Below are 17,665 nucleotides of genomic sequence, written 5' to 3'. Positions count from 1 at the left end.
CCGCCGGACCCGCACCCCGGACCCACATGGAGAACTAGTGTGTCGATGACCCATGACCTGAGCTCGCTCGTCCTCGCGCAGGGCGACAGCTGGATCACCTTCGACGTGAAAGGCTTCCTTGACCAGTTCTGGGCCAACACGATCGACGGTCTTGCCTACGGCAGCATCTACGCGCTCGTGGCGCTGGGCTACACCCTCGTCTACGGCGTCCTGAAGCTGATCAACTTCGCCCACTCCGAGGTGTTCATCTACGGCGCCTACGCGGTGTGGTTCACCTTGTTCGGCCTCGGTTTCCGGCCCGGCGACACGCCTGAGCTGCCGGTCTTCGAGCTGATCGGGTTCTTGCTCCTCGCCTTGCTCGCGGCGATGGCCGTGTCCGGCGGTACGGCGGTGCTCCTCGAACGCGTGGCCTACCGTCCACTGAGGAAACGCGGCGCGCCGAAGCTGGTCTTCCTGATCACCGCGATCGGCGCTTCCTTCGTCCTGCAGCAGATCCTCTTCATCTGGCGCGGCGGCAACGCCGAGCAGGGCATCCGCCTGATGCGCAACGAACCGGTGTTCAAGCTCTTCGGCGCCGACGTCACCAACGTCACGATCATCACGATCATCGCGTCGGTCGTGCTGATGCTCGCCACCAACATGTTCGTGAACCGCACCAAGTTCGGCCGCGGCATCCGCGCCGTGGCGCAGGACCCGGACACCGCGACGCTGATGGGTGTGAACAAGGAGCGCGTCATCACGCTCACGTTCCTCATCGGTGGCCTGCTGGCCGGTGCGGCGGCCCTGTTCTACATGATGAAGGTGCCGCAGGGCGCGTCCTACCAGGGCGGGTTCATCCTCGGCATCAAGGCGTTCACCGCCGCGGTGCTGGGCGGTATCGGCAACCTGCGTGGCGCGCTGCTCGGCGGTCTGCTGCTCGGGGTCGCCGAGAACTACGGCCAGTCGCTCTTCGGCGGAGGCTGGCGTGACGTCGTCGCCTTCGTGCTCCTCGTGCTGGTCCTGATGGTTCGCCCGACCGGTATCCTCGGCGAGTCGCTCGGAAAGGCACGGGTATGACAGTGACCTCGACGCCTACCGCGCCTGCCGCGGCCAAGCGCAGGCGGCCCATCTCGGAGTGGTGGAACAACCTGCCGCGCGTGCAGCAGTGGCTCGTGCTCGTGCCGCTGGTGGTGCTGATCTACCTGCTGCCCGTGCTGAACCCGCCGATCCTCTCCACGCAGCCGGGGTACAACTTCCCGATCGCGATGTTCGAGGTGTCCCGCTACGCGCTGGTCGCCATCGGGCTCAACATCGTGGTGGGCCAGGCCGGCCTGCTCGACCTCGGGTACGTGGGCTTCTTCGCGGTCGGCGCGTACGTGATGGCGCTGTTCACGAGCCCCGACTCGACGTTGCACAAGCTGCCGTTCCTCATCGTGCTCCCGATCGCCATGGTGGTCACGATGATCTTCGGCGTGATCCTCGGGACACCGACGCTGCGATTACGCGGGGACTATCTCGCCATCGTGACGCTCGGGTTCGGCGAAATCGTGCGCCTGCTGGCGGACAACGTCGACCCGTTGCGCGGCAACAGCGGGTTCCAGGCGGTGGGGCACCCACCGGGCACCAACGCCGACGGCAGCGCGTTGTTCAACAACTCCGACGGCACGCCGTGGTACTGGCTGTGCGTCACGGTCATCATCATCGTGCTGTTCCTGGTCGGGAACCTCGAGCGCAGCCGGGTCGGCCGCGCGTGGGTCGCGATCCGGGACGACGAGGACGCGGCCGAGATCATGGGCCTGCCGACGTACAAGTTCAAGATCTTCGCGTTCGTCTCCGGCGCGGCCGTCGGTGGCCTGTCCGGCGCGCTCTACGCCGGGCAGCTGGGCTTCGTGAACAACCAGAAGTTCGACGTCGTCACGTCGATGTTGTTCCTCGCCGCGGTGATCCTCGGTGGGGCGGGCAACAAGGTCGGCGTGCTGCTGGGTGCCATCGTGGTGGCGTACGTGCCGCTGCGGTTCCAGGCGATCGCCGAGTACAAGTACCTGATCTTCGGCCTCGCGCTGATCATCCTGATGATCTTTCGCCCGCAGGGCCTGCTCGGTGCGCGGCAGCGGCTGCTCACGTACGGCAGGCAGGCGTACCAGCGGCTGCTCGGTCGCGGCGAGCAGATCTCGAGTGACGGCTCACTGGCCCCCGAGACCCCGGGAGAGAAGGCATGACCGGCCCTGGCAACGGCCCGGAAGTCCCGGCCGAGGGCGGCCTCGTGGCGGAGGTCGCCCAGATGAACGCGGAGCAGCTCGCCGAGCACGAGGCGGAGGTCGCCGAGGTCGTCGCAGCGGACCGTGAGATCGACGTCGCGGTCGGGCAGACGCTGCTGAAGGTCGACGACGTCACCGTGCGGTTCGGCGGTCTCGTGGCGCTCGACGCGGTGTCGTTCGACATCCGCCGCGGCGAGATCCTGGGCCTGATCGGGCCCAACGGCGCGGGCAAGACCACGTGCTTCAACGCGATGACCGGTGTGTACCGGCCGACCTCAGGCCAGGTGCTGCTGGAGGACAAGCCGCTCGGCAAGGCCTCGCGCCACGCCATCACGCAGCTCGGCATCGCGCGCACGTTCCAGAACATCCGGCTCTTCTCCGAGATGACGGCGCTGGAGAACGTGGTGGTCGGCACCGACGCCCGCCACAAGACCAGCCTCATCGGCGCCCTGCTCCGCACGCCTCGCCACCACCGCGAGGAGAAGCAGGCGATCGAGAAGGGCATGGCGCTGCTGGAGTTCGTCGGCATCGCCGACCGGGCGGCCGACCGCGCGAAGAACCTGCCGTACGGCTACCAGCGGCGCCTGGAGATCGCGCGGGCGCTCGCGACCGAGCCGAAACTGCTGTGCCTCGACGAGCCGGCCGCCGGGTTCAACCCGACGGAGAAGGAAGAGCTCATGGGGCTGATCCGGACGATCCGCGACGACGGCTACACCGTCCTGCTGATCGAACACGACATGAAGCTGGTCATGGGCGTGACCGACCGGATCGTGGTGCTGGAGTTCGGCAAGAAGATCGCGGAAGGGGTGCCCGCCGAGATCCGGGCGAACCCCGCCGTGATCGCCGCCTACCTGGGGGTGCCCGACGATGACGTTGCTTGAGCTGTCCGAGGTGTCCGTCCACTACGGCCGGATCCAGGCCGTGTCGGACCTGTCCATCAGGGTCGACGAGGGCGAGATCGTCACGCTGATCGGGGCCAACGGCGCGGGCAAGTCCACCACGATGCGGGCCATCTCCGGGATCCGGGCGATCTCGGGCGGCACGATCCGCTTCGACGGCGAGGACATTTCGCGGCTGCGCGGTGACCTGCGCGTGGTCCGCGGGATCTCGCAGTCGCCCGAAGGCCGGGGGATCTTCCCCGGCATGACGGTGCTCGAGAACCTCGACATGGGCGCGTATGCGCGCAAGGACCGGAAGAACCTGCAGCCGGACTTCGACCGCGTCTTCGAGCTGTTCCCGCGGCTCGCGGAACGCAAGACCCAGGTCGGCGGCACGATGTCCGGCGGCGAGCAGCAGATGCTGGCCATCGGGCGAGCCCTGATGGCGAAGCCGCGGCTGCTGCTGCTGGACGAGCCGTCGATGGGGCTCGCGCCGCAGTTCATCCAGCAGATCTTCCGGATCATCACGGAGATCAACCGCCAGGGCACCACGGTGCTGCTGGTGGAGCAGAACGCGCAGCAGGCCCTTTCGCGAGCGCACCGCGCGTACGTGCTGGAGACCGGGCGCATCACCAAGTCCGGCACCGGGAAGGAACTGCTGGCCGACACCAGCATCAAGGAGGCCTACCTCGGCGTCGGGTGAGGTAGGAGGCCCTGTGCGACGGCCCCTCGCCCTGGTGGGTGAGGGGCCGTTGTCATGGCAGCGGGCGGGTCAAGCGCCCGGCGGGCGGTCGCGCACGACGCAGGTGAGGCGGGCGGTGCAGGTGCGCCGGCCCTGGTCGTCGGTGAGCACGATCTCCGCGGTGATCGTGCCGCGCCCGACGTGCAGCGGGGTGGCGACGCCGGTGACCGTGCCGGAGCGGACGGCGCGGTGGTGAGTGCAGGACAGCTCGAGGCCCATCGCGGCGCGGTCGGTGCCCGCGTTGAGCGCGGCGACGTACGAGCCGAGCGCCTCGGCGACGGTGGCGTTGGCTCCGCCGTGCAGCAGGCCGTAGGGCTGCAGGTTGCCCTCGACGGGGATCGTGCCGACCACGCGCTCGGGCGTGGCCTCGAGGATCTTCAGCCCGATCTTGTCGTTCAGCTGCTGGTCGGCGGCGGCGGGGTCGATCCCCGCGCGAGTTTCCAGCGCCAAGTCGCCGGCCTGCTCGGTCACGCAATGCTCCTCAACCTATGCGACACGTAAGAGTGTCGGACCCTCACCTTAGACTCGCTCCCGTGAGCCCGAGTGAGAACCGAACCGTAGCGAACGCCACAGCAGCCACGACCACGGCCGAGCGGCCCCGCCTGCTGCTCATCGACGGTCATTCGATGGCCTACCGCGCCTTCTTCGCGTTGCCCGCTGAGAACTTCAAGACGAAGACCGGCCAGGTCACCAACGCGGTGTTCGGGTTCACCTCGATGCTCATCAACCTGCTGCGCGACGAGGAGCCCACGCACCTCGCGGTGGCGTTCGACCTCTCGCGCAAGACCTTCCGGTCCGAGACGTTCGCCGACTACAAGGCCAACCGCAGCACCACGCCCGACGAGTTCCGCGGCCAGGTCGACCTGGTCAAGGAGGTGCTCGACGTGCTGGGCATCCCGTCGCTGGTCAAGGAGAACTTCGAGGCCGACGACATCATCGCGACGCTCACCACGCAGGCCGGCGCGGAGAATTTCGACGTGCTGATCTGTACCGGCGACCGCGACGCGCTGCAGCTGGTCAACGAGCACGTCACCGTGCTCTACCCGAAGCGCGGCGTGTCGGACCTGGTCCGCTTCACGCCCGACGCGGTGGAGGAGAAGTACGGCCTCACGCCGACCCAGTACCCCGACTTCGCGGCGCTGCGGGGCGACCCGTCGGACAACCTGCCGGGCATTCCCGGGGTGGGGGAGAAGACGGCGGCGAAGTGGATCCGGCAGTTCGGCACGCTGGCCGACCTGATCGACCGTGTCGACGAGGTCAAGGGCAAGGTCGGCGACTCGCTGCGCGAGAACCTGACGTCGGTCACCCTCAACCGCCAGCTCACCGAGCTGGTGCGCGACGTGCAGCTCGACCTGGTGCCCGACCAGCTGGAGCTGCGGCCGTGGGACCGCGACGCGGTGCACCGCCTGTTCGACGAGCTGGAGTTCCGCGTGCTGCGCGACCGGCTCTTCGCCACGCTCAGCAGCACCGAGCCGGAGGCCGAGGAGGGCTTCGACGTCTCGGGCGATGCGCTCGCGCCCGGCGCGCTCGGCGCCTGGCTCGCCGCGCACGCCGGCGAGGGCGAGCCGGTGGCGCTCGCGTTCCGTGCCACGGGCACGTCGATCCGCTCCGACCTGCGAGCGCTGGCGTTCGCGTGCGCCGACGGCGAAGGCGCGTACGTCGACGTCACGGCGATGGACGAGGCTGACGACATCGCGCTTGCCGCGTGGCTGGCCGACGAGAAGATCCGCAAGATCGGCCACGACCTCAAGGTGGCGCTGCACGCGGTGCGCGCTCGCGGCTGGACGCTCGCGGGGCTGGTGCTCGACACCGCGCTCGCGGCCTACCTCGTGCGGCCCGGCCAGCGGACTTTCGAGCTCGACGACCTGGCGCTGCGCTACCTGCACCGCGAGCTGCGCTCGGAGGCCGCCGAGGGCGACGGCCAGCTGTCGTTGCTCGACGGCGGCGCCGAAGGCTTGGAGCAGAAGGAGATCTCCGACGAGCTGGTGAAGGCCCGCGCGATCTTCGAGCTCGCCGGCGCGCTCGGCAAGGAGCTGGAAGACCTCGGCGGGGCGAAGCTGCTCGCCGAGCTGGAGCTGCCGCTGCTCGAGGTCATCACCGAGCTGGAGGCCGCGGGCATCGCCGTGGACGTGGAACAGCTCACCGAGCTGGAGGCCCACTACCTCAGCCGTGTCACGCAGGCCGCCGAAGAGGCGTACAAGGTGATCGGCAAGCAGATCAACCTCGGTTCGCCGAAGCAGCTGCAGGTCGTGCTGTTCGAAGAGCTCGGCATGCCGAAGACCAAGCGCACCAAGACCGGCTACACCACCGACGCCGAGGCGCTGCAGAGCCTGTTCGAGAAGACCGAGCACCCGTTCCTGCAGCACATGCTGGAACACCGCGACGCCACGCGGCTGCGCACCACCGTCGAGGGTCTGATCAAGTCGGTCGCCGACGACGGGCGCATCCACACCACGCTGCAGCAGACCATCGCCGCGACCGGGCGGCTGTCGTCGGTCGACCCGAACCTGCAGAACATCCCGGTGCGCACGGAAGAAGGCCGGCGCATCCGCGACGCGTTCGTGGTCGGCGAGGGTTACGTCGAGCTGATGACCGCCGACTACAGCCAGATCGAGATGCGGATCATGGCGCACCTGTCGAAGGACGAGGGCCTGATCGAGGCCTTCAACAGCGGCGAGGACCTGCACACGTTCGTCGCGTCGCGCGCGTTCTCCGTGCCCGCCGAGGAGATCACGGCGGAGCAGCGCTACCGCGTCAAGGCGATGTCCTACGGTCTGGCCTACGGGTTGTCGGCTTACGGGCTTTCGCAGCAGCTGCGCATTTCGACCGAGGACGCGAAGTCGCAGATGGAGGCGTACTTCAACCGCTTCGGCGGCGTGCGCGACTACCTGCAGTCCGTGGTCGGCGAAGCCGGGAAGACCGGCTACACCGAGACGATCTTCGGGCGCCGCCGCTACCTGCCCGACCTCACGAGCGACAACCGCCAGCGCCGCGAGATGGCTGAGCGCATGGCGCTCAACGCGCCGATCCAGGGCAGCGCGGCCGACATCATCAAGGTCGCGATGCTCAACGTGCACCGCGAGCTGGTCAAGGCGAAGCTGCGCAGCCGCGTGCTGTTGCAGGTGCACGACGAGCTCGTGCTGGAGGTCGCCGAGGGCGAGCGCGCCGAAGTCGAAAAGCTCGTGCGCGAGGGCATGGGGTCGGCCTCCCACCTGGCCGTGCCGCTGGAGGTTTCGGTGGGCTACGGCCGTTCGTGGAACGAAGCGGCGCACTAGAACTCCGAACGGACCAGAAAGGCTCCTTCCCCGCGGGGAAGGAGCCTTTTCGGTTACTTCGCGTCACTAACGAAATCACCGGGTCGGGCAGGGGGAGAACCCGGGTGCCGGTGCAGGTGATCTTGAGTCGCGACAACGCTGAGCTTCGCCCACGGGGTCCCCGGCCAAGGGGGATCGGAGAAAGGACGGCGAACGATGGCGAGTGAACTGCAGAGACGCAAGATCTCCACGGTGTTCGGGGCGATGGACGTCGACGGCGACGGATTCCTCACCGAGGCCGACTTCCAGGCGCTCACCGACCGTTGGACGAAGGCGCGCGGCCTCGCTCCCGGCTCGCCCCAGGCGGCGCGCCTGAGCGAGATCATGATGGGCTGGTGGACCACGCTGCTTGCCGCGTCCGACATCGACCGCGACGAGAAGGTGACGCTCGACGAGGTCCTGCTCGTGGTGGACCAGTTGGGGGACATGCCCGACTCGGTGAGCGGCACGGCGGCCGCGATGTTCGAGGCCATCGACGAGAACGGCGACGAGCGCATCTCGCGCGAGGAGTACCGCCGGCTCATCGAGACCTGGAACGGCACGGCCACCGACACCGACACGGTCTTCCCGGTGCTGGACCTCAACGGCGACGGCTACCTCACGGCCGACGAGTTCACCGAGCACTGGCTGGAGTTCTGGGCCGGCGACAACGCCGACGCCCCGGGCACCTGGGTGTTCGGCCGGTTCGACCTGCCCGTGGGCGTCCGCTGACGACCCGCGCGCCGCGGCCGCACATCCGGCGGCCGCGGCACGCGGACGGGGAGACGTGATGTACGAGATCTCCGATCTCACGGAGAACGGCGCCGCTTCCGGTGCCGGCTTCTGGCTCCACCAGGCGGCCCTGGCCTGGCGCGCCGCGCTCGACGTCCGCCTGCGCCCGCTGGGCCTCACGCCCACGCAGTTCCTCCTGCTGTCCGTGGCCGCCCGCCTCGAGCGCACCGCCGGCCCGGCCACCCAGCAGGAGGTCGCCGAACACGCCGGTGCCGACCGCATGATGACGTCGAAAGTCCTGCGGGCGCTGGAAGTCCGCGGCCTGCTCACCCGCACCGCCCACGAACGCGACGCCCGCGCCGTCCGCGTCTCCCTCACCCGCTCGGGCCGCGACCTGGCAGCCGACGCCGCGGCCATCGCAACCGCGTTCGACAGCGCTTTCTTCGGCCCCGCCGCGGAACGCCTCGCCCGCGAGCTCCGGTCCGTCGCCGAAGGCCGGGGAAGGTCCGGACCACTGACGGCGGAGGAAGTGTTGCCGACGGCGCCGAACGGGTGAGTGCGCTGGTCCGGGGTGGTCCGCTTTCCCGCAGCGGGCCGCATCGGGTTCGCCGGGCTTGGACGACGGGCTCGCTAAGACCGGCGTGGAAATGCAGCTCGAGATCAAGCTCAAATGGCGCCGGCGTGCGTGAGGCCGCAGATCCTGTGTGGACAGTCCGGCTCAGAACAGCGTCGGTGGTCCCACCGGCATCGGCTCGGCGAGGGGCGCCAGTTCGGGAACGCGCGCCCGCACCTCGTCGTGGAAGCGGCGGGCCAGAAGCAGCGCGTCGGCGTTGTCCGGGGTGTGGAGGAAGACCGTGGGTGAGCGGCCTTCGCGCAGCCAGTGCACCACGGCGTCGGCCCAGGGGCGCCAGCCGGCGGCCGTCTCATCGGGGTCGTCGCGGCCGATGTAGCGGACGACGGGGTCGGCGGTCAGGGCGCGGATCCGCCGGGGCATGCGGGGCTTCTTGAGCCACGCCTCCTGCTCGGCTTCGGATGTCGGCGGCTGGGAGAACAACACAGTGGTGTCGAAGGTGATCCACTCGGCGCCGGCGCCGGCGAGGACGCGTTCCAGGGCCTGGGCGGCGCGCGCGTCTTCGAAGAAGGCGCGGTCGCGGACCTCGACGGCGTAGCGGTACTCGCGGGGCAAGCGCCGCAGGAAACCCGCGAGGGCGCCGAGGGCCTCCGGCGAGAACGACGGCGGGAGCTGGATCCACAGCGTGTGGGCGCGCTCGCCCAGTGGCTCGATCGCCGCGAGGAACGTGGCCAGTACCGCGTCGACGTCGCCGAGACCGCGTTCGTGCGTGATCGGCTTCGGCAGCTTGAGCACGAAGCGGAAATCGGCGGACGTCTGCTCGGCCCAGGTCTCGACCGTGGTGCGGGACGGCGTGGCGTAGAACGTCGTGTTGCCCTCGACCGCGTTGCACCACGTCGCGTACGCGCGGAGGCGCTCGCGGGGTGCCAGGGGGTGCGGCAGGAGCCGGCGCTGCCAGGGCGCGTGCGTCCACATCGCGCAGCCGACGTGGAGTTTCACGCGGGCGAGCTTAGCGGGCGCGCCGGCCGCCTCCGTGAGGTGATTCACCCGGGTCACCCGCCCGGTCAGCGGTACCCGCGTCACGGCCGCCTCACTTAGCGTGACATGCGCAGGTGTCGATCGATAGCGGAGGACCGAGAGATGATCAAGCGGCTCTTCAAGTTCGTCATGCGCCACGGCTGCTGCGCCGCGTGCACCGGCAAGGGCTGCGGCTGCTGCGCCAACTGCGGCTGACCCGGCGCGCGAAAGAACAGTCCGGGGTCTCAGCCGCGGCCGAGGCCCCGGATCAGCACCATCACCGAGTCGCGCACGTCGGCCCGGGTGCGGGCGGGCTGGAAGACCTGCCAGTCGAGCGCGACGACCAGCATCGTCCCGAACAGGCCAGCCGCCGCGGTCTCGATGGCGACGCCCGCGGGCAGCCGGCCGGCCTCGTCGAGGCGGTGCAGCTGCCCCTTCACGATCGAGATGATCTCTTCGCGCAGCAGCGCCAGCGTGTCGTGCCACTGGCCCGGCGTGCGCCACAGCTCGCTCACCACGATCTGCGAGAACCCCGGGTACTCGGCGATGAACTGCAGCGTCGTGTCGACCTGCGCTTCGATGACGTCGAGCGGCTCGCCGTCGGTCACAGCCGCGCGCAGGCGCCCGGCCAGCAGGTCGACGCCGAAACGGAGCAGGCTGTCGACCAGCCCGTCCTTGGACCCGAAGTTGTAGTACACCGTGCCCTTGGCGACGCCGGCCTCGGTCGCGATCTCGTCCACCGTCAGCCCCACGAGGCCCCTGCTGGCCGAAAGCCGCAGGGTCGCCTCGAAGAGCTTCCGCTTGGTCGTCTCCCTCACAGGCTGAGCTCGGGTTTGAGCGCCGACACCGTCCAGACCCGGTGCTTGCGGGCCGCCAGCGTCGACAGCACGATCCCGCCGACGAGGTAGGCCAGCAGCACCCCGACGTCACCGAGGATCTGCAGCGACGCGCCGGAGTAGAGCAGGTGCCTGAAGCCGTCGATGGCGTAGCCCATCGGCAGCACGACGTGCAGCGGGTAGAGCGCGTCGGGGATCGTCTGCCACGGGAACGTGCCGCCCGCGCTCACCAGTTGCAGCACCAGCAGCACCAGCCCGAGGAACTTGCCGACGGCGCCGAAGAACGCGTTGAGCGCGTGCACCACCGACGTGAACGCCAGCGAGACGAGGATCGCGAACCCGATCGCGCCCAACGGGTGCGCGATGTGGATGCCGACCAGCCACGTCACCGCGGCGAACAGCACGATCACCTGCGCGATGCCGAGCACGGCCGACGACAGCCAGCCGCCGAGCGCCACCCGCAGCGGCGCGGCGCCCGCGGTGAGCGCCCGCGTGGACAGCGGGCGGATGAGCAGGAACAGCACGAACGCGCCGATCCACGTGGCCAGCGAGATGAAGAACGGGGCCAAGCCCGCGCCGTACGTGCCCGCGGAGGCGACGCCGTTGGCCGTGACCGCGACCGGGTCGGCGATGGTGTTCGCCGTGGCGGTGCGCGTCGGGTCGTCCGGGTTCGGGATCTGCGACAGGCCCGAGGACAGCCCGTCGCGCAGCTGGTTCGCGCCGCTCGCGAGCTGGTCGGTGCCCGTGACGGCGGTCTTCTCCCCGTCGTCGAGCTTCGCCGCGCCGTCCCGTAGCTGGTTGGCGCCGTCGGACGCCTGCGCGATCCCGCTGGTCAGCTGCGGCGTGGCCGAGGCGAGCTGGTGCGCGCCGTCCGACACTTGACGGGCACCGCTCGCCAGCTTGGCGAGGTCGCCGTTGGCCGACTGGATCTTGGTGTTCGCCTGGTCGACGGGCGAGCGCAGCTGGTCGAGCTGAGCCAGGATGCCGTTGACCTGGGTGTCGGACAGGCCCGCGTTGTGCAGGTCGGTGTCGAGCCGGGTCCGGTAGCCGTCGAGCTTGCCCTGGATGTCGGCCGACGCGGACGCGGCGAGCGAGGCGGCGTCGGCCACCTGCTGGTTGCCGTCGGCGACCTGGCCGGCACCGGTCGCGAGCTGCTGGGTCTGGCTCGGCAGCTGCGCGGTACTCGTCTTCAGCGTGTTCAGCCCGGTCGCGAGCGTGCCGGAGCCGGTGGCGAGCTGGCTCGCCCCGTCGGCGAGCTGGTGCTGGCCGGTCTGCAGCTGCGCGGCGCCGTCGGCGAGCTGCTTCGCGCCGTTGGCGGCGTCGGAGATCTTGCCGTAGATCGTGGAGAAGCCCACGAGGAACCGGTCGGCCGCCTCGCCGCCCACCTTCTCGGCGATGGTCTTGCGCACCTGGTCGGCCACCTGCTTCGCGATGGTGCCCGCGAGGTAGTTGTTGGCGTCGTTGGTGGTCAGCGTGATCGTGGCCTGCTGGGGCGTGAAGTTGCCCGACGACAGCAGCGCGGTGGAGAAGTCGCGCGGGATGCCGATGGCGAAGGAGTACTTGTCGTCGCGCACGCCGTCGCGGGCGTCCTTTTCGGACACTTCGTGCCACTGGAAGGTGCCGGACTTCGCGAGTTCGTCGGTCACCTCACGCCCGACGTTGCGCGTGGCACCCGTCGAGTCCTTCGCACCGGCGTCGCTGGTGAACACGGCGGCGGGCAGCTTGTCGAGGCGGCCGTACGGGTCGTAGTTCGCGTACAGGTAGAAGGACGCGTAGAGCAGCGGAACCAGCACGAGCGCGGCCATCGCCAGCTTCGGCAGCGTGCCGGCCGAGAGCCGGCGCAGTTCGTTGAGGGCGATGCGGAAGGCGTTCAGGCCGCCGGCGCGCTTGTCGGGGGCGGTCATGCCGGTTCTCCTTCAGCGCTGACGTTTGCAGCGGCGGGCTTTTCGACGACGGGCTCTTCGGCAGCGGGCTTTTCGCCGGTGGGCTCCTCGATGCGGGGGAGCAGGCGCACCGGCCCGGGCTGGTCGGTCGACCCGATGCGCGCCGGGGGGTACGGGAGGGCGGACGCGGGTGTCGTCGCGGTGAGCACGGCGACGGCGAGGCCGCGCTTCGCGTGCTCCTCGGCGACCGCGGTCCACGTCTCGACGAGGCTCGTGTGCCGGTCGGGGGTGTCGAGCACGAGCACGCGCACGCCGGTGCGCTCCGCGGCCAGCTCGGCGAGCAGCCGGGTGCGCAGCGCGGGCTCGAGGTTCTCGAAGCGGGTGCCGGCGAAGGGGGCGGCGTCGTGCTCGGTGAGCCAGCGCGCCACGTCCTCCTTGCCTGCGGGCCGGTGCGCCAGGGCGAGCTCCTCGCCGGCGACCACGCGCAGCGGCAGCGCCTCGTCGGGCTCGCTCACGCCCGGGGCGTCGACCACGGCGACGAGGTCGCGCAGCAGGCCGGGGACGTCGGCGGTGACCGTGCCGGTGCTCGGCTTGACGCGGCCGGCCAGCGCGAGGCCGAGCGCGGTGATCCCGACGCCGGGCTCGCCGTGGACCAGCGTCACGTAGCCGTCCTCGACGGTCAGCGAGGTGGGTGGCAACAGTGTGCCGTGGGGGCCCTCCAGGGACACCCGGTCGGCTCGTACCTGCACGGGGACACTCCAATTTCTCCACTGACCGGACTTTTGAACTGACCGGTCAGTGCAAAAACCTAGCGCACATGATCAACGGGCGGCAAGGCGGGTGGCCGCACGTCACACGACCGGGGTGGCGGTGTCCCGGTGAGCGGTCCTGGTCAGCGCAGCGCGGTCGCCGGGTGGGCTTCCCACGACGTCCACAGTGGACGATAGCCCTGCCGGTGCCAGAACACCGAGGACAGGGGGTTCATCGGGTTGTAGTAGAGGTACGCGCCGACCGTGCCGGAACGCAGCAGCTCGCGGTGCACTCGGTCCATGAGGACGCGCCCGATCCCGCCGCCGCGGTGGCCGGGCGCGGTCACGACGTTGTTCACGTACGCCCACAGCCCCGGCGGCAGGAGCTCGGCAGCCTCGGTGCCGGGAGCCGAGTCCACCCACGCGCACTGGGCGAGCGCCACCGGACGGCCGCCGGCTTCCGCGAGCCAGGTGGCCGGTTCGTCGAGCGCGCGGCGCAGCGCGGGCGCCAGCAATTCCGCCGTCTGGTCGCGACGGCGGTGCGCCACCAGCCCGGTGTAGTCGAACGTGGCCGCGCACAGCCGGAGCACGGTGTCGAAGTCGGCCGGCCCGGCCGGGCGCACGGCGATCCCGTCGGTGCCGGCGGCATCCGGCGCGGCCGGCGGCGGGTCCGTCCGCACGGCGAGCGCGGACATCGGGGCGAGCCCGTGGTCGAGGAACGCCCGGATCGCCTCCGCGTCGCGGCTCGGCCAGTTCACGACGCACGCGGAGTCGGCTTCGGCCGGCTCGGTGTCCACGAGGGACCGCAGCTCGCCCAGCAGGAGGTCGAACCCCTCGGTGCCGGCGGTGTCCGGGTCGGGGAACAGCTGCCACACCTGCGCGGCCGACCACAGCAGGGGAGTGTCGCCGGGGCCGTGGCGGTGGCGCTGCACGACCCCGGACACGCGCGCGCCCGCCCCCGTCACCGCGCCGACCCGCTCGCCGGCGGCGTCGCTGATCGACGGCGCGGGCGGCGGCAGCAGCGGGTCGAGCGCGGCGAACCGCGCCGCGGGTTCGGTGGTGGCCACGAAAGCGCAGCGTAGCCGCTCAGGAGCGGCGCGTGCGGAAGATCGCCGTGCCGGGGAAGAGCTTGCCGCGCAGCGGGCTCCACTGGCCCCACGTGCGCGTGTGGCCCTCGGGCCACTCGGGCTCCAGCAGGTCCTCGAGCGCGAAGCCGCCGGCGGCCAGCGCGCGCACGTAGTCGCCGAGCGTGCGGTGGTACTCGACGTAGGTGGCCTCGCCGTCGTCGTCGACCTCCACGTACGGCGTGCGGTCGAAGTACGGCTGCGTGACGGTGAGCCCCAGCGGGCCCGGGTCGTCGGGGAAGATCCACCGCATCGGGTGGGTCACCGAGAACACCCACGGCGAACCCGGGCGCAGCACGCGGTGCACCTCGGCGAACACCGTCGCGAGCGAGGGCACGAACGGCAGCGCGCCGAACGCGGAGCACGCGGCGTCGAAGCTGCCCGAGGCGAACGGCAGGTACTCGGCGTTGGCCTGGACCAGGGGCACCGTGACGCCGGTGCGCTCGTTGCCCTCGTGCGCGTGGCGCAGCATCCCGCCGGACAGGTCGGTCGCCACGGCGTCGGCTCCCGCCGAGGAGAGCCAGCGCGAGCACGCTGCCTGGCCGCAGCCGACCTCCAGCACCCGCCGGCCGCGGACGTCGCCGAGCAGCCGCACGTCCTCCTCGCGCACGCCCTCCGGGCACCAGACGAAGTCGGCGTCGCCCAGGAACTCGCCGTGGGTGGCCTGGTAGTCGTCGGCGTCGGCGTCCCACCAGGCGAGGTTCGCCGCGGCCGCCTCGCCGCCGGCGACCGTGCGGTACGCGACGCCGGCCGTGCCGAGCTGCAGCTCGGCGTGGGCGTGGCGGTCGGCTGTGTCGGCTGTGTCCGATGCGGGGGCTGCCGAGTGGTCGGACATGCTGGGTCCTTCCGGGAATGACGGGGAATGCCGGCGCCGGCCGAATCGTTGCCGGAAGGGTACCGGGAGCTGTGGGGACCCTGATTGTGTGCCCTACCGGGGCCCGCGTACGATACGTGTTAGCGCAGTGGGTTCGCGCTGCCTGGGTCTTCACTTGCCGGGGGAGCGCACTGTTTGCGGGTCATGCCGCGGTCGTTCACTGGTGGACGTTGCTCGTGAGGTCGTCGCATGTCCCGTATTCGCGCCCGGACGCGCTGCCAACCAAACACCCTACGATCCCATCCACCGGAGCAACCCGCCTAATGACCACCGACACCGCCACCGCCCCGACCGCCCCCACCAGGGCCCCGCAGGTCGCCATCAACGACATCGGGTCGGAGGAAGACTTCCTCGCGGCTATCGACAAGACCATCAAGTACTTCAACGATGGCGACATCGTTGAAGGCACGATCGTCAAGGTCGACCGCGACGAGGTCCTGCTCGACATCGGCTACAAGACCGAGGGTGTCATCCCCTCGCGCGAGCTTTCCATCAAGCACGATGTCGACCCGGCTGAGGTTGTCTCCGTCGGCGATGAGGTCGAAGCTCTCGTTCTCCAGAAGGAGGACAAGGAAGGCCGCCTGATCCTGTCCAAGAAGCGCGCTCAGTACGAGCGCGCCTGGGGCACGATCGAAGAGCTCAAGGAGAAGGACGAGCCCGTCAAGGGCACCGTCATCGAGGTCGTCAAGGGTGGTCTCATCCTGGACATCGGCCTCCGCGGCTTCCTTCCCGCCTCGCTGGTCGAGATGCGCCGTGTGCGCGACTTGCAGCCGTACGTCGGCCGCGAGCTCGAGGCGAAGATCATCGAGCTGGACAAGAACCGCAACAACGTGGTCCTGTCCCGCCGCGCCTACCTCGAGCAGACGCAGTCCGAGGTCCGCAGCGAGTTCCTCAACAACCTCGCCAAGGGCCAGGTCCGCAAGGGCGTCGTGTCCTCCATCGTCAACTTCGGTGCCTTCGTGGACCTGGGTGGCGTCGACGGCCTGGTGCACGTCTCCGAGCTGTCCTGGAAGCACATCGACCACCCGTCCGAGGTCGTCGAGGTCGGCCAGGAGGTCACGGTCGAGGTTCTGGACGTCGACATGGACCGCGAGCGCGTCTCGCTGTCGCTGAAGGCGACCCAGGAAGACCCGTGGCGCCAGTTCGCCCGCACCCACGCGATCGGCCAGATCGTGCCGGGCAAGGTCACCAAGCTCGTCCCGTTCGGTGCGTTCGTGCGCGTCGAGGAGGGCATCGAGGGCCTGGTGCACATCTCCGAGCTGGCCGAGCGCCACGTGGAGATCCCGGAGCAGGTCGTCCAGGTCAACGGCGACGTCATGGTCAAGGTCATCGACATCGACCTTGAGCGCCGTCGCATCTCGCTGTCGCTGAAGCAGGCCAACGAGGGCGTCACGGCCGAGACCGAGTTCGACCCGACCCAGTACGGGATGGCCGCCGAGTACGACCCCGAGGGCAACTACATCTACCCCGAAGGCTTCGACCCGGACACCCAGGAGTGGCAGGACGGCTTCGACAAGCAGCGCGAGGAGTGGGAGCGGCAGTACGCCGAGGCCCTCACGCGCTACGAGGCCCACATGGCGCAGGTCAAGAAGGCTGCCGAGGCCGACGCCGAAGCCGCTGCCGACGCCGCCACCGGCATCGAGGGTGGCAGCGGGGGCGGCGACCAGACGTACACCTCCGCTCCGGCCGAGGCCAAGAGCGGCGGCACGCTGGCCAGCGACGAGCAGCTCGCGGCTCTGCGCGAGAAGCTGTCGGGCGGCCAGGGCTGAGTCACGCCTGACGCTGAGCACCACTGAGCTCTGACACCGCGGCCCCGGTCCAGTTCGGACCGGGGCCGCGGTGTTTTTCGTCTGCGCTCAAGGTGTTCGAAGTGGACGATCCCGAGGTCGGGGTGGAGGAAGGTCGACAGAACCCGGCCGGCGCGGTGGCGTGGGGCGGTGTCAGTTGTGGAGGCCGAGCCCGGTGATCATCGACAGCACTCCGGTGCGGTACATGACCTCGTTGGCTTCGTCGGTCGGCTCGATGAACCAGTCGCTCAGCGGCGTCTGCGAGCGAATCGTGAGCTCGACACTGACCAGACCGTGCATCGACGTCCACAGCAGATAGCCGTAGTCGCGCGAGTCCCTGCCGGGATCGCCGATGCGGCGGATCTTGCCGACGAACATCGCGAACGTCGTGCGCAGCACCGCCGTGCGCAGCTCCGGGTCCGGGTCGTAGCCGTGGACCGAGCGTTCGAACATCATCGCGTAGCGGGCCGGGCTTTCCAGCGCGAAGCGGCGGTAGGCCAGCGCGACCTCGAGCAGGTCCGCGACGCCGTCGTCGGTCTCCGGTGGCACGTCGAGCAGCTCGTCGCGCAGGAGGTCGAACGCGCGCTCGTACAGCGCGTCGAGCAGGCCGGTGCGGCCGCCGAAGCGCGTGTAGACGGTGATGGTGGACGCCCCGGCCGCCTCGGCCACGCCGCGCACGGTGAGGCCGGCGACGCCGCGGTCGGTGAGCACGTTGAGGGCGGCGTCGAGGAAGCGGCTCCGGTTGTGCTGGTCGGCAGGTTGCGTCGACAGATGGCGGGTGGCCACGACCGTTACCCCCTTCGCCCGTGCGCGCAGGACAGGTCCGCGTCTCGCCTGCCGAAGATACGATATTCGCGCTCGCTTGGGAACTTCGCCATGCGGCCGGATCTGTGGGATCTTCGTCCTGTGGACCTCGCCACGGCGTGGCACCACTTCGTCCAC

16 protein-coding genes are annotated in these 17,665 nt (G+C 70.1%); 8 read left to right on the top strand and 8 right to left on the bottom strand.

Features of this window, described 5'->3' with window-relative positions; genetic code table 11:
* Positions 1–45 precede the first annotated feature (45 nt).
* From K1T34_RS51570 to K1T34_RS51555, 4 genes are read left to right on the top strand one after another with little or no spacing between them, the layout of a single operon-like run.
* Entirely contained in the window at positions 46–1,056 is a 1,011-nt protein-coding gene (locus tag K1T34_RS51570) for a branched-chain amino acid ABC transporter permease (RefSeq protein WP_220247858.1), read from the top strand.
* Positions 1,053–2,198: a branched-chain amino acid ABC transporter permease gene (locus K1T34_RS51565; protein WP_220242048.1), complete on the top strand. Its 1,146-nt coding sequence runs from the start codon at positions 1,053–1,055 to the stop codon at positions 2,196–2,198. Before K1T34_RS51570 ends, K1T34_RS51565 begins: the two co-directional genes overlap by 4 nt.
* On the top strand, positions 2,195–3,118 hold the full coding sequence (locus tag K1T34_RS51560; protein ID WP_220242047.1) for an ABC transporter ATP-binding protein: 924 nt from the start codon (positions 2,195–2,197) through the stop codon (positions 3,116–3,118). The genes K1T34_RS51565 and K1T34_RS51560 overlap by 4 nt, the downstream gene beginning before the upstream one ends.
* On the top strand, positions 3,105–3,818 hold the full coding sequence (locus K1T34_RS51555; protein ID WP_220242046.1) for an ABC transporter ATP-binding protein: 714 nt from the start codon (positions 3,105–3,107) through the stop codon (positions 3,816–3,818). The genes K1T34_RS51560 and K1T34_RS51555 overlap by 14 nt, the downstream gene beginning before the upstream one ends.
* 69 nt (positions 3,819–3,887) lie before the next feature.
* On the opposite strand, the gene K1T34_RS51550 is transcribed toward K1T34_RS51555, so the two are convergent.
* Positions 3,888–4,328 carry a PaaI family thioesterase gene (locus K1T34_RS51550; RefSeq protein WP_220242045.1) on the bottom strand — a complete coding sequence of 147 codons (441 nt, stop codon included), beginning with the start codon at positions 4,326–4,328 and terminating at the stop codon, positions 3,888–3,890.
* A 62-nt stretch (positions 4,329–4,390) separates the two neighbouring features.
* Between K1T34_RS51550 and polA the strand changes: the two genes are divergently transcribed.
* The 3 genes from polA to K1T34_RS51535 all read left to right on the top strand — a co-directional run bounded on the left by polA (position 4,391) and on the right by K1T34_RS51535 (position 8,438).
* On the top strand, positions 4,391–7,132 hold the full coding sequence (gene polA, locus K1T34_RS51545) for a DNA polymerase I (protein WP_220242044.1): 2,742 nt from the start codon (positions 4,391–4,393) through the stop codon (positions 7,130–7,132).
* A gap of 195 nt (positions 7,133–7,327) precedes the next feature.
* Positions 7,328–7,882, top strand: coding sequence for an EF-hand domain-containing protein (locus K1T34_RS51540; RefSeq protein ID WP_220242043.1), 555 nt, complete (start codon positions 7,328–7,330; stop codon positions 7,880–7,882).
* A 58-nt stretch (positions 7,883–7,940) separates the two neighbouring features.
* Positions 7,941–8,438 (top strand): MarR family winged helix-turn-helix transcriptional regulator, encoded by a 498-nt coding sequence (locus tag K1T34_RS51535; protein ID WP_220242042.1) that lies wholly within the window; start codon positions 7,941–7,943, stop codon positions 8,436–8,438.
* Between the two features lie 162 nt (positions 8,439–8,600).
* On the opposite strand, the gene K1T34_RS51530 is transcribed toward K1T34_RS51535, so the two are convergent.
* From K1T34_RS51530 to K1T34_RS51505, 6 genes are all read right to left on the bottom strand, one after another.
* Positions 8,601–9,428 (bottom strand): DUF72 domain-containing protein, encoded by an 828-nt coding sequence (locus K1T34_RS51530; protein ID WP_220247857.1) that lies wholly within the window; start codon positions 9,426–9,428, stop codon positions 8,601–8,603.
* Positions 9,429–9,715: 287 nt separating this feature from the next.
* Complete coding sequence (locus K1T34_RS51525) at positions 9,716–10,288, bottom strand: TetR/AcrR family transcriptional regulator (protein ID WP_220242041.1); 573 nt, start codon at positions 10,286–10,288, stop codon at positions 9,716–9,718.
* Entirely contained in the window at positions 10,285–12,180 is a 1,896-nt protein-coding gene (locus K1T34_RS51520) for a YhgE/Pip domain-containing protein (protein WP_220247856.1), read from the bottom strand. The genes K1T34_RS51525 and K1T34_RS51520 overlap by 4 nt, the downstream gene beginning before the upstream one ends.
* Positions 12,181–12,206: 26 nt before the next feature.
* Entirely contained in the window at positions 12,207–12,938 is a 732-nt protein-coding gene (locus K1T34_RS51515; RefSeq protein ID WP_220242040.1) for an ABC transporter ATP-binding protein, read from the bottom strand.
* Positions 12,939–13,081: 143 nt separating this feature from the next.
* A complete protein-coding gene (locus K1T34_RS51510) occupies positions 13,082–14,005 on the bottom strand; it encodes a GNAT family N-acetyltransferase (RefSeq protein WP_220242039.1) in 924 nt (307 codons plus the stop codon).
* A gap of 19 nt (positions 14,006–14,024) precedes the next feature.
* Entirely contained in the window at positions 14,025–14,897 is an 873-nt protein-coding gene (locus K1T34_RS51505) for a class I SAM-dependent methyltransferase (RefSeq protein WP_220242038.1), read from the bottom strand.
* Positions 14,898–15,199: 302 nt separating this feature from the next.
* On the opposite strand from K1T34_RS51505, the gene rpsA reads away from it, so the two are divergent.
* On the top strand, positions 15,200–16,705 hold the full coding sequence (gene rpsA / locus K1T34_RS51500) for a 30S ribosomal protein S1 (protein ID WP_220242037.1): 1,506 nt from the start codon (positions 15,200–15,202) through the stop codon (positions 16,703–16,705).
* 171 nt (positions 16,706–16,876) lie between these two features.
* Here the strand turns inward: rpsA and K1T34_RS51495 are convergent, their stop codons facing one another.
* A complete protein-coding gene (locus K1T34_RS51495; RefSeq protein WP_220242036.1) occupies positions 16,877–17,509 on the bottom strand; it encodes a TetR/AcrR family transcriptional regulator in 633 nt (210 codons plus the stop codon).
* Between the last annotated feature and the right edge of the window lie 156 nt (positions 17,510–17,665).

The organism is Amycolatopsis sp. DSM 110486, from assembly GCF_019468465.1.
In the GTDB taxonomy this organism is placed as follows: domain Bacteria; phylum Actinomycetota; class Actinomycetes; order Mycobacteriales; family Pseudonocardiaceae; genus Amycolatopsis.
Note: the sequence above shows the minus strand (reverse complement) of the source record. Positions and strands in the feature narration are given on the sequence as shown.

Bases quoted from the DNA above. Each gene is read 5' to 3' on its own strand.
- K1T34_RS51505 (WP_220242038.1), bottom strand. From the start codon at position 14,897: ATGTCCGACCACTCGGCAGCCCCCGCATCGGACACAGCCGACACAGCC.
- K1T34_RS51560 (WP_220242047.1), top strand. From the start codon at position 2,195: ATGACCGGCCCTGGCAACGGCCCGGAAGTCCCGGCCGAGGGCGGCCTC.
- rpsA (WP_220242037.1), top strand. From the start codon at position 15,200: ATGACCACCGACACCGCCACCGCCCCGACCGCCCCCACCAGGGCCCCG.
- K1T34_RS51555 (WP_220242046.1), top strand. From the start codon at position 3,105: ATGACGTTGCTTGAGCTGTCCGAGGTGTCCGTCCACTACGGCCGGATC.
- K1T34_RS51540 (WP_220242043.1), top strand. From the start codon at position 7,328: ATGGCGAGTGAACTGCAGAGACGCAAGATCTCCACGGTGTTCGGGGCG.
- K1T34_RS51535 (WP_220242042.1), top strand. From the start codon at position 7,941: ATGTACGAGATCTCCGATCTCACGGAGAACGGCGCCGCTTCCGGTGCC.
- K1T34_RS51570 (WP_220247858.1), top strand. From the start codon at position 46: ATGACCCATGACCTGAGCTCGCTCGTCCTCGCGCAGGGCGACAGCTGG.
- K1T34_RS51530 (WP_220247857.1), bottom strand. From the start codon at position 9,428: ATGTGGACGCACGCGCCCTGGCAGCGCCGGCTCCTGCCGCACCCCCTG.
- K1T34_RS51565 (WP_220242048.1), top strand. From the start codon at position 1,053: ATGACAGTGACCTCGACGCCTACCGCGCCTGCCGCGGCCAAGCGCAGG.